Raw genomic sequence first — 14,703 nt, forward strand, 5'->3', positions numbered from 1 at the left:
TGCATTAACGGCCTGCTTTTAGCTTCTGATAATACTCTTCATACAGGCGGCTCGCGTCACCGACGTCGTTCTGCCATTCCCCTTTGCTGATGGTTTCAGCGTCCGGATAAAGCGATTTATCATTTGCCACTTCAGGGCTTAACAGCTTCCGCGCGGCCAGGTTTGGCGTCGGGTAGCCGATGGTTTCCGCCACCTCTTTTGCCACATCCGGGCGCAGCAGGAAATTGATCAGCTTCAGGGCGCCCTCGACGTTTTTCGCATTCGCCGGGATCGCGAGGCTGTCCATCCAGAAGATGCCGCCCTCCTTCGGCCAGACCACCTCCAGCGGCGTCCCGGCCTGACGCGCCACAAACGCAGAGCCGTTCCAGACCATACCCAGATTCACTTCACCTTCCATATACGGGTTAGCCGGGTTATCCGAGTTGAACGCCGCCACGTTTGGCATCAGCTTTTTCAGTTCGTTATACGCCGCTTCGATCTCTTTCGGATCGGTGGTGTTACCGGAATAGCCGAGTTTACGCAGCGCAACCTGGAACACTTCGCGCGCATCGTCGGTTAACAGCAGGCTGCTTTTGTATTCCGGCTTCCACAGGTCAGCCCAGGATGAAACCGTTTTTGGATCAATGGCATCGCTGTTGACGCCAATTGCCGTCGCGCCCCAGATGTACGGAATGGAGTAGTCGTTATTCGGGTCGAACGGCTTGTTTAGCATCTCAGGATCGAGGTTTGAAAAATTGGTTAGCTTCGTTTTGTCGATCTTCTGGATCATGCCTTCTTTGCGCATCTTGTCGACGAAATAGGTCGACGGCACCACCAGGTCATACGCGCCATCTTTATAGGTTTTGAGCTTGGCGTACATGGTTTCATTTGACTCGTAGGTCGAATAGATCACCTTGATGCCCGTCTCTTTGGTGAACTGCTCCAGCAGGCCCGGCGGCACATACTCGGTCCAGTTGTAGAAATAGAGCGTTTTGCTGTCATCAGCATGCGCGGCGCCCATTCCGAGCACCAGTGCCGCAGCGGCAAGCATTTTTTTCATTTCTGTGTCCCCTGAGATTTTGTTTTATCACGAGCAATAACCTGGCTGGCAATTACCAGAACCAGCGATAACACCAACAGAATAGTCGCCAGCGCGTTCACTTCGGGTGAAACACCGACTTTAACCATTGAGTAGATCTTCAACGGCAGAATTTCATAGCTCGGCCCGGTGACGAAGGAGGACACGACCACGTCGTCCATCGACAGGGTAAAGCTGAGCAGCCATCCTGCTGCCACGGCGGGCATCGCCAGCGGCAGAATGATTTTGCGCAGAATGGTCATCTCGCTCGCACCCAGATCTTTCGCCGCTTCCAGCATGCGTACGTCGAACCCTTTCAGACGCGCGTAGACGGTTACCACCACAAACGGCAGACAGAAGGTGATATGCGAGAACAGCAGCGACCAGAAACCGAGCTGGACGCCCAGCAGCATAAACAGCACCAGCAGTGAAATGGCCATCACGATATCCGGGGACATCATCACCACAAACAGCATGCCACTGACGAACGGCTTACCGCGAAAACGGTAGCGGTACAGCGCCACGGCGGTCAGTGAGCCAATCAGCGTCGCGAAGGTGGCAGAAAATACCGCCATCGTCAGCGAGTGCTGAGCGGCCTGTAGCAGGCTGTCATTGTTCATCAGCAGGCCATACCATTTGGTGGTAAACCCTTGCCAGTTGATCCCGAAGCGTGAGCTGTTAAAAGAGTTCACGATCAAAATGATTATCGGAATATAGAGATACGCATAAATGGCGGTCATAAAACCGCCGCGAAGCAGTCGACCGATCATTCCAGCTCCACCTTCTTATTCAGCAGGCGTGATGCACGCCAGTAAACCAGCAGCATCAGTCCCATCACCACCGTCAGCGTTATGCTGGTGGCCGAGCCGAACGGCCAGTCGCGGATATTCAGGAACTGGCTCTTAATCACGTTACCGATCAGCAGGTTTTTCGCCCCGCCCATCAGGTCCGATACGTAGAACAGGCCCATCGCAGGCAGCATGACCAGCAGACAGCCGGCGATAATACCCGGCATGGTCAGCGGAATAATGATGCGGACAAAGGTTTGTAACTTACTGGCACCCAGGTCTTTCGCCGCTTCCAGCAGCGGTTTATCGAGCTTTTCAATGCTGGAGTAGAGCGGCATCACCATAAACGGCAGCAGGATATAGACCAGGCCGACAATTACCGCGCCCGGGGTGAACATGATGCGGATCGGCGTCTCGATCACCCCCAGCCACAGCAGGAACTCGTTCAGATAACCTTTGGTGCTGAGAAAGATTTTCAGCCCGTAGATGCGGATTAACGAGTTGGTCCAGAAGGGTACAATCAGTAAAAACAGCAGCAGCGGCCGCACTTTTTGCGGCAGGCGGGCCAGGAACCAGGCGAATGGATACCCCAGCACCAGACAGGCGAGGGTGGCAATCAGCGCCATATTGAGCGAGTGCAGCAGCACGTCAAAATAGAGCGGATCGAGCAGGCGCGCGTAGTTGTCCAGCGTAAAGACCATCGTCACGAAGTTCGCGTCGTCGCGGGTCAGGAAGCTGGTCACGATGATCATCAGGTTGGGAAGAAAGACAAACAACACAAGCCAACCGACGATCGTGGCAATCACCACATTCTGGAACTTACTTGTGTTCTTCATCAGCCAGTACAACCTCCCAGCTTTCTACCCAGTTGATGACCATTTTCTGATCCAGCGAGTGGTCGAAGTCCGGATCGTCCTCGTTAAAGAACTCGCTGACCATCACCATTTTGCCGTTTTCCAGTTCCACAACGGATTCGAGGGTCATCCCTTTGTAGTTGCGTTCGCGAACGTAACCGATCAGACCTTCGACGTCAGCCGTGTCGTGGATCTCATCAACGCGGAGATCTTCCGGGCGCAGCAGGACGTTGAGCTTTTGCCCCTTCTCGACGGCAAAGTTGACGGTAATATTGCATTCGCGGCCTTCCACGTTCGCGCGAACGCGCTGCTCGTCCAGACGCTCGATCACCGTGGCGTTAAAGATATTGATTTCGCCAATAAAGCTGGCGACGAACAGGTTTTTCGGCTCTTCGTAAATTTCACGCGGGGTGCCATCCTGCTCAATCTTGCCGTCGCGCATCACCACGATACGGTCTGACATGGTCAGGGCTTCTTCCTGATCGTGCGTGACAAACACGAACGTGATGCCGAGCTTACGCTGAAGCGCTTTCAGCTCGTTCTGCATCTGCTTGCGCAGCTTGTAGTCCAGCGCGGAGAGGGATTCATCCAGCAGGAGCAGGCGAGGTTTGTTGACCACGGCGCGGGCAATGGCCACACGCTGCTGCTGACCACCGGAAAGTTGATGCGGCTTGCGCTGGGCGAACGCCTCCAGCTGTACCATGCGCAGGGCTTCGGTAACCCGAGGTGGGATCTCGCTGGCCGGTGTTTTTTGCATCCGCAGGCCAAACGCCACGTTCTCAAACACGGTCATGTGCGGGAACAGGGCATAGCTCTGAAAGACGGTATTGACGTGGCGATCTTCGGCTGGAACCTGGGTTATGTCCTGGTTCTCAAGATGGATATGGCCGTTATCGACGCTTTCCAGCCCGGCGATAAGGCGCAGGACGGTGGTTTTGCCGCAGCCGGAGGGGCCGAGCAGCGTGAGAAACTCACCGTCATTGATGGTCAGATTAAGGTCGGAAATGACATCTTTGCCATCGAAACTTTTACGAATTCGTTCCAGTTGCACCAGCGGTGAAAGGGAACGGGGTTGTGTATTCAATTTTCGCGCTGTCCCATATAGACGCCTCAGGCAGCAGACTGAAGCGGGGTTTGTGTGTAACCACCTTGGTGACTCGTAATGAGGGCGGACATTCTACGGCAAACCCATTGAATCGCCAATCCTTCTCACTTATTCATAAGCTACATTTATTAACGCACAACGATATAAACGTAAAAAGTTCTCGTTTGCGGGATAAAAGTGACCTGACGCAATATTTGCGTTTTGCTGCTTAATGATAATGTTGTCACAAAAAGTGAGGGTGACTGCATGGATAAACTACTTGAGCGTTTCTTACATTACGTTTCGCTGGATACCCAATCTAAGCCGGGGGTCCGACAGGTGCCAAGCACCGAAGGCCAGTGGAAGCTGCTAAATCTGCTGAAAGAGCAGCTGGAGGCCATGGGGCTGGTTGATGTCACGCTCAGCGAAAAAGGGACCGTGATGGGAACGCTGCCGGCGAATATTGACGGCGATATCCCGGCAATTGGCTTTATTTCTCATGTCGATACCTCACCTGATTTTAGCGGTAAACACGTAAACCCGCAGATTGTTGAAAACTACCGCGGCGGTGATATTGCGCTGGGCATTGGCGACGAAGTGCTGTCGCCGGTGATGTTCCCGGTACTGCATCAGCTGCTGGGGCAGACGTTAATCACCACTGACGGCAAAACCTTGCTGGGGGCCGATGACAAAGCGGGCATCGCCGAGATCATGACGGCGCTGGCGGTGCTGAAGGGCAAAAATATCCCACATGGCGATATCCGCGTGGCCTTCACGCCGGATGAAGAGGTTGGAAAAGGCGCAAAACACTTTGACGTTGAGGCGTTTAACGCGCAGTGGGCCTACACCGTCGACGGTGGCGGCGTGGGTGAACTGGAGTATGAAAACTTTAACGCGGCATCGGTAACGATCAAAATCGTCGGGAATAACGTGCACCCGGGGTCTGCGAAAGGGGTGATGGTGAATGCGCTGTCGCTGGCTGCGCGTATTCATGCGGAAGTGCCCGCCGAAGAGAGCCCGGAGATGACGGAAGGGTATGAGGGTTTTTATCATCTGACCAGCATCAAGGGGACCGTGGACAGCGCGCAGATGCACTATATTGTCCGCGATTTCGACCGCAAAGCCTTTGAAGCGCGCAAACGTAAGATGATGGAGATCGCGAAAAAGGTCGGCAAGGGGCTGCATCCGGATTGCTATATTGAACTCATCATCGAAGACAGCTATTACAATATGCGCGATAAGGTGATGGAGCATCCGCATATTCTTGATATCGCCCAGCAGGCGATGCGCGATTGTGACATCGAGCCGGTGATGAAACCGATCCGTGGCGGTACCGATGGTTCACAGCTGTCGTTTATGGGCCTGCCGTGCCCGAACCTGTTTACCGGTGGATATAACTACCACGGCAAGCATGAGTTCGTGACGCTGGAAGGGATGGAGAAAGCGGTGCAGGTGATCGTGCGGATAGCGGAGTTAACCGCGAAGCGGTAATGTTTTATGCCGGGTGGCGGCTACGCCTTACCGGGCCTACATTTCGATCGTAGGCCCGGTAAGCGCAGCGCCACCGGGCAATGGGCAAGGAGTGCCAATGTCAAACTACAGCCGCCACTACATCCCCGGTGGGACCTGGTTTTTCACCGTCAATCTGCAAAACCGCCAGAGCGATTTACTTACTCGCCACATCGACAGCCTGCGTTCCGCTACCGCCACGGTTAAGCGTGCGAAGCCCTTTACCATTAACGCCTGGGTTATCCTGCCTGAACATATGCACTGTATCTGGACCCTGCCGGAAGGGGACAGTGACTTTTCAGCGCGCTGGCGCGACATCAAAAAAACGTTTAGCCGCAACATTGAAATGCGCCACGTCTGGCAACCGCGTTTCTGGGAGCACACTATTCGCAATGAGCAGGATTATCGGCGGCATATGGATTACGTCTACATCAATCCGCTGAAGCATGGCTATGTCGGGAAAGTCGTCGACTGGCCATATTCAACGTTTCATCGGGACGTGCGGGAAGGGTTATATCCGGCAGACTGGGCGGGTGAGATTGAGGATTTTGCGGCGGGGGAGCGGAAGTAAAACAAAGCCGGGTGGCGGCTACGCCTTACCCGACCTACATTTCGATCGTAGGCCCGGTAAGCGCAGCGTCACCGGGCATTAAAGCGGCTCAGTCCTCAAAAAACCAGTACCCGCTGTTCACCAGCGCGGCCAGCATGGCGAGGAAGGAGGGATCGTCCAGTGCGTCGCCAAAGGTATCCGCAGTCAGCACCATATGGCTGGCAATCGCTTCCAGCGCCGGGCGATGCGGAGAGTCCAGGCGCTCGCCGTTGACGAATACCTCTTCGCCAATGCGCAGTACGCGTAATCCGCCCAGACGAACCAGCTTATCGCCCTGCTGGAGCGCATCATAAATTTCATCTGCCTGATATGGCGGCTCTGGTGGTGCGACGTCCAGTTCGTGACGCGACTGGCTGATAAACTCGCCAAACCACTGTCTGAAGTGCTCCGGTTCGTTGATCAGATCCAGCATCATCCCGCGCAGCTTATCCAGCTCCTCTGGCAGAATATCCGCCGGGTGCTCACGCGCCGGAACGTCCGGATCGCTGTAACGGTAGCTGCCCAGCTCACGCTGTAAAACATAGTCAGCAAATCCGCTGATCATCTCGCGCCCGCTTGGCGCGCGGAAACCAACCGAATAGTTCAGCGAGTTTTCCAGGGAATAACCTTCATGCGGGAAGCCCGGTGGGATATAAAGAATGTCACCTGGCTCCAGCTCTTCATCAATGATCCCTTCAAACGGATCAACCTGAAGCAGATCCGGGTGCGGGCAGTGCTGCTTCATTGGCACTTTTTCGCCCACGCGCCAGCGACGGCGACCGGTACCCTGAATGATAAACACGTCGTACTGATCCAGATGCGGACCCACGCCGCCACCGGGAACGGAGAAGGAGATCATCAGATCGTCCATTCGCCAGTCTGGCAGGGCGCGGAAGGGACGCATTAAGGCTGCGGTGGGTTCGTGCCAGTTGTTGACCGCCTGCACCAGTAAAGACCAGTTGTTTTCGCCCAGGTGATCGTAGCTTTCAAAGGGACCGTGGCTGACCTGCCATTTCCCGTCCTGGTGGCTCACCAGACGGCTGTCTACCTCGTTTTCCATCGCCAGACCAGCGAGTTCGTCAGGAGAAATAGGGTCGATAAAATTGCTGATCCCGCGTTTAAGAACGACCGGGCGTTTTTGCCAGTAACGTTCAATAAATTCGGGCCAGTTAAGCGTTAATTGATAATCCATATTTTTGTATTCCGCAGGCTCTTACTGAGACGGATTATAACGGAAGCACCGCCCCCTGACTGCGAGATCCGCGTATTTTTCACATTTCGGGTCAACTATCGTTCGATACGGGATGCTGGCGGCCAAAAATGACTTCCATCCGGGCACCGCCCAGCAAACTTTCACCGGTTTCAATCTTGCCCTCGTACTGATCGACGATTTCCCTGGCGACGGATAATCCGACGCCCTGGCCTGGCCGCAGCGTATCGGCGCGCTGGCCGCGATCGAACACCACTTCGCGTTTATTACGGGGAATGCCAGGACCATCATCCTCAACGATAATATGCAGTTCGTTATCCGTTACCCGCGCGGACACCTCGACAAACTCCAGACAATATTTGCAGGCGTTATCGAGCAGGTTTCCCATCACTTCCATAAAGTCATTTTTCTCACCGACAAAGCTAATTTCCGGTGAGATATCCAGACTGATGTTGACCCCTTTACGCTGGTACACCTTGTTCAGCGCAGAGGTGAGGTTATCCAGCAGCGGGGCTACCGGGTGCAGTTCACGGCTCAACAGGGCGCTTCCGGAACGCATGCTCGCGCGGTGCAGGTAATAGCCGATCTGCTGTGAAATACGGCTGATTTGTTCCAGCATCACCGGCTCGGCGTCATCCACGCTCATTTTCGAACTGCGCATGGAACGCAGGGTACTCTGCATCACGGCCAGCGGGGTTTTCAGGCTGTGCGTAAGGTCGGTGAGCGTCGTGCGATACTTGTCGTAGCGTTCACGTTCGCTTTTCAGCAGGCGGTTGAGGTTGCGCACCAGGCTGGTCAGCTCACGCGTGGTCTCCGGGTTTAGCTTCTCGCGGTGATGTTCCTCCAGCTCGCGCACCTCTTTGGCAAGGGATTCAATCGGGCGGAGGCTCCACCACGCAGCAACCCACAGGAGAGGGATCACCAGCAGCAGGTTGGCAGCCAGAACATACACAAACCAGTTCCAGACCATATACGAGCGTTTCAGCTCAACCGGTATGGTATCGATCACCACAATGGTTAACTGCGGCATGTTCAGGGTGGCGGGGTAAAGGTTGATGGCCACAGAGTGGGTCATCTCCGTGTCGTCATCTTCGGCCCGGATCTCATTAAGCTTGATCTGTAAGGCGCGATCGTCACGCAGCAGGCTGCTGGTGGAGTTGAGGTCGGCTTCTATTTCATGAAAACCATTGGTTTTCAGCCATTCCGGACGGATGCGCTTTTTCAACCACGGGACATCGCGCTGGGCCCACAGCAATTTCCCTTTTTCATCATAGATCAGCGCCAGCGTCGGGCTCTGCTGATTCAGGTTTTCCGGCATCTCGACGGTGATTCGGTTGTTCTCCCACTTCGCCAGGGTATAAAACAGGTTACTTTCGCCGCGAAGCAGGCGGAAGGTGGTTTTATCGAAGCTCACGCTATAACCGACCAACGCCACCATCCCGTAAGAGAGCGACAGCACCAGCACGACGGCGGCGGTTGCCAGCAAAAAGCGAACCCGCAGCGAAAGGGGTAAAATGTGGCGCAATATCCCTTTCATTTAGCGTAATTCGAACAGGTAGCCCTGACCACGCACGGTGGTGATCACGTCATGCGGGTACTGCGCCTGAATTTTTTTACGCAGGCGACCCATCAGTACGTCAATGGTGTGGCTTTCGCGCAGCTCGGCATCCGGATAGAGCTGAAGCATCAGGGAATCTTTGCTCACCACTTTACCGTTGTTACGGATCAGCGTTTCCATGATGGTGTATTCGAATGCGGTCAGCTTGATCACTTCATCATTAATAGAAAATTCGCGGCGAGAGAGGTCCACCTGGAACGGCGGCAGAGAGATAACCTGTGACGCCAGCCCGCTGTTGCGGCGCAGCAGCGCCTGCATACGCGCAGCGACTTCTTCAATATGGAAGGGTTTGGTCACGTAGTCATCCGCGCCAGCGCTCAGGACTTCAACCTTGTCCTGCCAGCCTTCGCGGGCAGTCAGCACCAGTACCGGCAGGGAAACGTCATGGCTACGCCAGCGGCGGATAAGGGACAATCCGTCTTCATCCGGCAGGCCTAAATCGACAATGGCGATGTCCGGCAGGTGTTCATTGAGATAATAATCGGCCTCTTTTGCGTCTTCAGCATCATCCACCTGATGACCCATCTCCTGAAGTTGAACTTTCAGGTGATGACGTAGCAATGCGTTATCCTCAACAACCAGTACGCGCATCATCACTTCTCCCTTTATAAATGGTATGAATAGTTTAACGCTGATTATTCAGGTTGACACCAGCGCAATGAAATTAAATGATTTTTTCATGCTCCCGAACACAGGGGGGGATGACGCCAGGCACCTGATTATTAAGTATGTTGACCTGAGCCTGGTTCATATCACCCACCCAACTCACGTAAGCCTCATGCGCCCCCAGCAGGCGCGGGTAATATAAACTGACTTGTTTTCGCAAGCTTTCGCAATCCCGATAAAACAGCCATCCGTTTATGAACTGTTGAAGGCGAGTCGCTTTTTGGACAGCACGGGCACGCCAGTTTTGTAAATATTGCCCTTTTTTTTGTAAGGATGTTCTCACTATGCCTGGCTTTGTCTACGCTTATTTTATGGTGCGAAATTAGATTTGCATAAGATGTGCCAGAAAAGCAGTATTTTTACACAACAAAACAGCAATATAGCGAGTAAAGAGGACTTTATGGAATGGAAGGTTGTTGAGACTATTGCGAGCCCGGAAAGCGGAACCATCTTTTGCAAAGTTGAAACACAGTATGGCCTGAATTATATCCTGTGGTTAAAGGGAGATTATTACGTTCGTACAGGTGAAATCATCACCACTTCAAACCAGGGGATCCTGATTAACGATCGGCGGCGTAGAGTATGGATAGCGCAGGCAATGCCCTTTACATCAATAGGCTGGATGGGGTTCAAACAGAAAAACGCGTGTCCAGGCAACCGACAGGAGATGGATCGCCCGTGCACGGCTGAAACCCCGTGCCAGTTCAAACTGTGCCCGTTCGGCTTAAAACGGTATATTCCGGAAAGTTATTCCACGGCAAAAAATAACATTCAGCCTGACGGCAGGCTCTAATCCCGGCAAAACAGATAATGTGACGTGAAATGTCGGCTCGATGATGTAAAGCAGCCCCCTTTCCGGGTGGAAAGGGGGAAGGGCGATTACTTCAGCTCGTCAACCATAGCGATGGCACGGCCAATATAGTTTGCCGGGGTCATCTCTTTCAGGCGCGCTTTTTCTTCTTCTGGCAGCGCCAGACCGTCGATAAACTGTTTCATACCTTCAGCATCAACGCGTTTACCGCGGGTCAGCTCTTTGAGTTTCTCGTACGGTTTTTCGATGCCGTAACGACGCATCACGGTCTGAATCGGCTCCGCCAGCACTTCCCAGTTGTGATCCAGCTCGTCCAGCAGACGGTCGCGGTTAACTTCCAGCTTGCTCACACCTTTCAGGGTGGACTGGTAGGCGATCAGCGCGTAGCCAATACCTACGCCCAGGTTACGCAGCACCGTGGAGTCAGTCAGGTCGCGCTGCCAGCGTGATACCGGCAGCTTGCTCGCCATATGCTGCAACACGGCATTCGCCAGACCCAGGTTACCTTCGGAGTTTTCGAAGTCGATTGGGTTCACTTTGTGCGGCATGGTGGACGAACCGATTTCTCCGGCGATGGTCTTCTGCTTGAAGTGGTTCAGGGCGATGTAACCCCATACGTCACGATCGAAGTCGATCAGGATGGTGTTGAAGCGCGCAATGCAGTCAAACAGCTCGGCGATGTAGTCGTGCGGCTCAATCTGGGTGGTGTACGGGTTCCACTGGATCCCCAGAGAGGTCACAAACTCTTCGCTGAACTGGTGCCAGTCCACTTCCGGGTACGCGGCGATGTGGGCGTTGTAGTTACCCACCGCGCCGTTGATTTTGCCGAGGATCTCAACCTGCTCCAGCTGACGATACTGGCGTTCCATGCGGTACGCCACGTTCGCCATCTCTTTACCCATGGTGGATGGGGTTGCTGGCTGGCCGTGAGTACGGGACAGCAGCGGAATGTCGCGGTATTCCACGGACAGCGCTTTCACCGCATCAATGATTTTACGCCAGTAAGGGAGTACTACCTCTTTCCGCGCGGTAGAGAGCATCAGCGCGTGAGACAGGTTGTTAATATCTTCAGACGTGCAGGCGAAGTGAATAAATTCAGATACCGCGTGCAGGGCAGGGACGCTTGCCACTTTCTCTTTCAGGAAGTATTCAACCGCTTTCACGTCGTGGTTGGTGGTGCGTTCGATGGTTTTAATGCGCGCGGCATCTTCTTCGCTGAACTCAGCAACGATTTTATCAAGGTAATCGTTTGCCTTTGCGTCAAAAGCAGGAACTTCCTTGATTGCTGTCTGGGCGGCCAGCTTTTGCAGCCAGCGTACTTCAACCTGAACACGGAACTTCAGCAGGCCATATTCGCTGAAGATCCCGCGCAGCGCGCTGACTTTATCGCCGTAGCGTCCATCGACAGGGGATACGGCGGTCAGTGAGGATAATTCCATAATTCGCAACTCCGGGAGGTTAACAATGAGCAAGAATTTGTTTTGCCTGAGTCGTCAGGCGATGACGAGAAAACATTAACTGTAGGCGGCCACCGCCGACCTGTTGCCACAGCACGGCGGCACGGATGCCTGCCAGCAGCGAAGCGCGTACCTTCGCCTGTACCTGTGGGCTTTGCAATACGGCAGGCGAACCGGTGACCTGAATACGCGGGCCGAGCGGGCTAATCACGTCAACGTAGATACCGGCCATCGCGCTGAGCAGGGTCTCAGAATGGAGGTCAAAGTGGTCGAGCTGGCGCTGTAGCCCGGCGATGCGGTCGCCCAGGGTATTCATTGCGCCTTTTGCCGCATTAAGCTTACGTTCCAGCACCATCAGGCTTAAGGTGTAGCGGGTCAGTTCCGCGTTCAACCCCTGACGGTTGCTGGCGTTGAGCACGCCGAGCAGAGTTTCAAGACCGAGACGAAGATTGGTTTCACTGCCGCCAAAGACGCCCAGCGTGGAGCCTGGGTTAAGATCGATAACGCTGTTGAGTGAAACGTGCAGGGCATCAGCGTCGCAATGACCCTGATGCGCCAGCTGTTGCACCAGACGGGCTGACTGGCAAATTCCCGCCAGCGCCAGGGTGATGTCATAATAGTTCTTCGCCACACGGTCTCCTTTATGTGTGCAAACGGTTTAAACAGCAGGCAGCGGCAGGCGCTGTTCAATGATCCCACCGCCGAGGCAAATTTCGCCGCTGTAGAAAACAGCAGACTGGCCAGGGGTAACGGCGGAAACCGGCTCGTCGAAACGCACGTCAATGCGATCGTCATCCAGTGCGGTTACGGTGCAAGGGATGTCCGTCTGGCGGTAGCGCGTTTTCACTGTGCAGCGCAGCGTGCCTTTCAGCGGCTCGCGATCGACCCAGTGCAGCTGTTGCGCGATCAGTCCAACGGACATCAGGCGCGGGTGGTCGTGACCCTGAGCCACAACCAGAATATTGTTTTCGACGTCTTTGTCGACCACGTACCACGGATCTTCGCTGCCCTCTTTGGTGCCGCCGATACCCAGACCTTTACGCTGGCCGAGAGTGTGGTACATCAGCCCCTGGTGCTGACCAATCTCATCGCCGTCAACGGTGACGATTTTGCCCGGCTGTGCAGGCAGGTAGCGCCCCAGGAACTCGCGGAATTTACGCTCGCCGATAAAACAAATACCGGTGGAGTCTTTTTTCTTCGCGGTGATCAGATCCAGATCTTCAGCAATCTTACGCACTTCCGGCTTTTCCAGCTCGCCGACCGGGAACAGGCTCTGGGCAATCTGTTCGTGGCTCAGCGTATAGAGGAAGTAGCTCTGATCTTTGTTGCCGTCCAGGCCGCGCAGCAGCTGGCTTTTGCCATTCACATCCGCGCGACGCACGTAGTGGCCGGTCGCAATGTAGTCTGCGCCCAGGTCTTCCGCGGCGAATTCCAGGAAGGCTTTGAATTTGATCTCTTTGTTGCACAGGATATCCGGGTTTGGCGTGCGGCCCGCTTTGTACTCTTCGAGGAAGAGTTCAAAAACGTTGTCCCAGTATTCTGCGGCAAAGTTAACGGTGTGCAGTTCGATGCCGAGCTTATCGCACACGGCCTGCGCATCGGCGAGATCCGCAGCGGCAGTGCAGTATTCCTCGCCATCGTCTTCCTCCCAGTTCTTCATGAACAGGCCCTCCACCTTATAGCCCTGTTGCTGCAACAGGTAGGCGGAAACGGAGGAATCGACACCGCCGGACATGCCGACGATTACTTTTTTCTGGCTGTTATCTGACATGGAATACTCACGACATTGAACTTCAAGGCGGCGTATTCTATCACGCCCCCCCACCATTGACACCCTCTGTAAACGGCCAGTTAAATTCTGCAATGACATCCAGCGGCAGGCGCGCCGCAGACTGCCAGCAGCGGATGCTTTCCGCCACCAGCGGCGAACGCAGGTTTGGCGCGTTCAGGATCTCCTCGGCAGTCACCCACAGGCAGCGATCGATATCGTCGTCGTGCGGTTCAGTGGCGCACGTTTCGTTAAGTTCAACGGCGAATAAGAAGCGCAGGAAAGGCGTCTGGTCAGGCGCTATCCACTGATGCATACGGATAAAATGCTGCGGTTCGGCGCGGATACCCGTCTCCTCCCACAGCTCACGGGCTGCCGCCTGGCGTAAGGTTTCATTGGCTTCAAGATGCCCGGCAGGCTGGTTCCACAGCGCTTTGCCATTGATGGTCTCTTCCACCACCAGGAATTTCCCCTGCGCATGGACCACGCAGGCGACCGTAACATGAGGTTTAAACATCAGATCTCCTTAGGGGTAACATCCCGCCATTCACCGTTTGCCAGCGAGTCCAGCGTGTAGCTGCCCATGGCATAGCGAATGAGTCGCAGGGTAGGGAAGCCCACATGCGCAGTCATGCGCCTGACCTGTCGGTTGCGGCCTTCATAAAGGGTGATTTTAAGCCAGCTGGTGGGAATGGATTTCCGCTCACGAATCGGCGGGTTGCGCGGCCACAACCACTCGGGTTCATTCACGCGCTCAATACCAGCCGGCAGGGTGGGACCGTCGTTCAGCGTTACGCCGTTACGCAGTTTTGCCAGCGACGCGTCGTCCGGCTCGCCTTCAACCTGCACAAAGTAAATTTTCCCGGTACGCTTGCCCGGCTGAGTGAGCCTGGCCTGGAGCACGCCGTCATTGGTGAGCACCAGCAACCCTTCGCTGTCACGATCCAGACGTCCCGCCGCGTACACTCCCTGAACGGGAATAAAGTCCTTCAGCGTGCTGCGCCCGGCCTCGTCGGTAAACTGCGGCAATACATCGTAGGGTTTATTGAACAGTATGACCCGCGTTGGCTGGGGTTCTGGCGTTCTTCTGGTGGCTTGTCGTGAGCTGAATCGCTCAACCCGGTGTTTTCTAAAAGAAGTTTTCGTCATGGTATTTTCAGGCGTTATCAATTGCCGCATTATAGCCTAATAACGAAGACCTTTCATGGCGTCGGACAATCAGGTACTATCGGAAGGCTCATTACAATTTATTAACATAAGATCAGTAACAACCAGAAGCGCTCGAAGGAGAG

15 protein-coding genes are annotated in these 14,703 nt (G+C 54.6%); 3 read left to right on the plus strand and 12 right to left on the minus strand.

From position 1 onward, the window contains the following. Positions 1 to 4 precede the first annotated feature (4 nt). From potD to potA, 4 genes are read right to left on the minus strand one after another with little or no spacing between them, the layout of a single operon-like run. Positions 5 to 1,039: a spermidine/putrescine ABC transporter substrate-binding protein PotD gene (potD, locus tag INF61_RS04225; protein WP_015570806.1), complete on the minus strand. Its 1,035-nt coding sequence runs from the start codon at positions 1,037 to 1,039 to the stop codon at positions 5 to 7. Beyond that, positions 1,036 to 1,827, minus strand: a complete 792-nt coding sequence (gene potC / locus INF61_RS04230; RefSeq protein WP_015570805.1) for a spermidine/putrescine ABC transporter permease PotC — start codon at positions 1,825 to 1,827, stop codon at positions 1,036 to 1,038. Before potC ends, potD begins: the two co-directional genes overlap by 4 nt. After that, positions 1,824 to 2,681 carry a spermidine/putrescine ABC transporter permease PotB gene (gene potB / locus INF61_RS04235; RefSeq protein WP_015570804.1) on the minus strand — a complete coding sequence of 286 codons (858 nt, stop codon included), beginning with the start codon at positions 2,679 to 2,681 and terminating at the stop codon, positions 1,824 to 1,826. Before potB ends, potC begins: the two co-directional genes overlap by 4 nt. Continuing rightward, a complete protein-coding gene (gene potA, locus INF61_RS04240) occupies positions 2,665 to 3,813 on the minus strand; it encodes a spermidine/putrescine ABC transporter ATP-binding protein PotA (RefSeq protein WP_162837914.1) in 1,149 nt (382 codons plus the stop codon). Before potA ends, potB begins: the two co-directional genes overlap by 17 nt. Before the next feature lie 237 nt (positions 3,814 to 4,050). Between potA and pepT the strand changes: the two genes are divergently transcribed. Beyond that, positions 4,051 to 5,274, plus strand: coding sequence for a peptidase T (pepT, locus tag INF61_RS04245; protein WP_006809220.1), 1,224 nt, complete (start codon positions 4,051 to 4,053; stop codon positions 5,272 to 5,274). 97 nt (positions 5,275 to 5,371) lie between these two features. Then, positions 5,372 to 5,863 carry a transposase gene (locus INF61_RS04250; RefSeq protein WP_193547543.1) on the plus strand — a complete coding sequence of 164 codons (492 nt, stop codon included), beginning with the start codon at positions 5,372 to 5,374 and terminating at the stop codon, positions 5,861 to 5,863. A gap of 88 nt (positions 5,864 to 5,951) precedes the next feature. Here the strand turns inward: INF61_RS04250 and INF61_RS04255 are convergent, their stop codons facing one another. The 3 genes from INF61_RS04255 to phoP all read right to left on the minus strand — a co-directional run bounded on the left by INF61_RS04255 (position 5,952) and on the right by phoP (position 9,300). After that, positions 5,952 to 7,073 (minus strand): cupin domain-containing protein, encoded by a 1,122-nt coding sequence (locus tag INF61_RS04255; protein ID WP_017384706.1) that lies wholly within the window; start codon positions 7,071 to 7,073, stop codon positions 5,952 to 5,954. Positions 7,074 to 7,164: 91 nt separating this feature from the next. Continuing rightward, complete coding sequence (gene phoQ / locus INF61_RS04260; protein ID WP_015570801.1) at positions 7,165 to 8,628, minus strand: two-component system sensor histidine kinase PhoQ; 1,464 nt, start codon at positions 8,626 to 8,628, stop codon at positions 7,165 to 7,167. Then, a complete protein-coding gene (phoP, locus tag INF61_RS04265; protein ID WP_026094318.1) occupies positions 8,629 to 9,300 on the minus strand; it encodes a two-component system response regulator PhoP in 672 nt (223 codons plus the stop codon). It lies immediately after the preceding gene. A gap of 403 nt (positions 9,301 to 9,703) precedes the next feature. Between phoP and INF61_RS04270 the strand changes: the two genes are divergently transcribed. Further along, the gene (locus tag INF61_RS04270) at positions 9,704 to 10,168 is read left to right on the plus strand and encodes a hypothetical protein (RefSeq protein ID WP_169803764.1); all 465 of its coding nucleotides are present in this window, start codon (positions 9,704 to 9,706) and stop codon (positions 10,166 to 10,168) included. A gap of 86 nt (positions 10,169 to 10,254) precedes the next feature. Here INF61_RS04270 and purB read toward each other — a convergent pair whose 3' ends face one another. Genes purB through rluE form a run of 5 tightly spaced genes read right to left on the minus strand, consistent with a single transcriptional unit; the run spans position 10,255 to position 14,590 of the window. Further along, complete coding sequence (gene purB, locus INF61_RS04275) at positions 10,255 to 11,625, minus strand: adenylosuccinate lyase (protein ID WP_017693620.1); 1,371 nt, start codon at positions 11,623 to 11,625, stop codon at positions 10,255 to 10,257. A 19-nt stretch (positions 11,626 to 11,644) separates the two neighbouring features. Next, a complete protein-coding gene (hflD, locus tag INF61_RS04280; RefSeq protein WP_047717697.1) occupies positions 11,645 to 12,274 on the minus strand; it encodes a high frequency lysogenization protein HflD in 630 nt (209 codons plus the stop codon). A gap of 27 nt (positions 12,275 to 12,301) precedes the next feature. Further along, the gene (gene mnmA / locus INF61_RS04285) at positions 12,302 to 13,414 is read right to left on the minus strand and encodes a tRNA 2-thiouridine(34) synthase MnmA (protein ID WP_032103856.1); all 1,113 of its coding nucleotides are present in this window, start codon (positions 13,412 to 13,414) and stop codon (positions 12,302 to 12,304) included. Between the two features lie 40 nt (positions 13,415 to 13,454). Beyond that, a complete protein-coding gene (locus tag INF61_RS04290) occupies positions 13,455 to 13,928 on the minus strand; it encodes an NUDIX hydrolase (RefSeq protein ID WP_032619915.1) in 474 nt (157 codons plus the stop codon). Further along, complete coding sequence (rluE, locus tag INF61_RS04295) at positions 13,928 to 14,590, minus strand: 23S rRNA pseudouridine(2457) synthase RluE (protein ID WP_148385697.1); 663 nt, start codon at positions 14,588 to 14,590, stop codon at positions 13,928 to 13,930. Before rluE ends, INF61_RS04290 begins: the two co-directional genes overlap by 1 nt. Positions 14,591 to 14,703 lie beyond the last annotated feature (113 nt).

The organism is Enterobacter cloacae complex sp. P18RS, from assembly GCF_014982105.1.
GTDB classification, from domain to species: domain Bacteria; phylum Pseudomonadota; class Gammaproteobacteria; order Enterobacterales; family Enterobacteriaceae; genus Enterobacter; species Enterobacter hormaechei_C.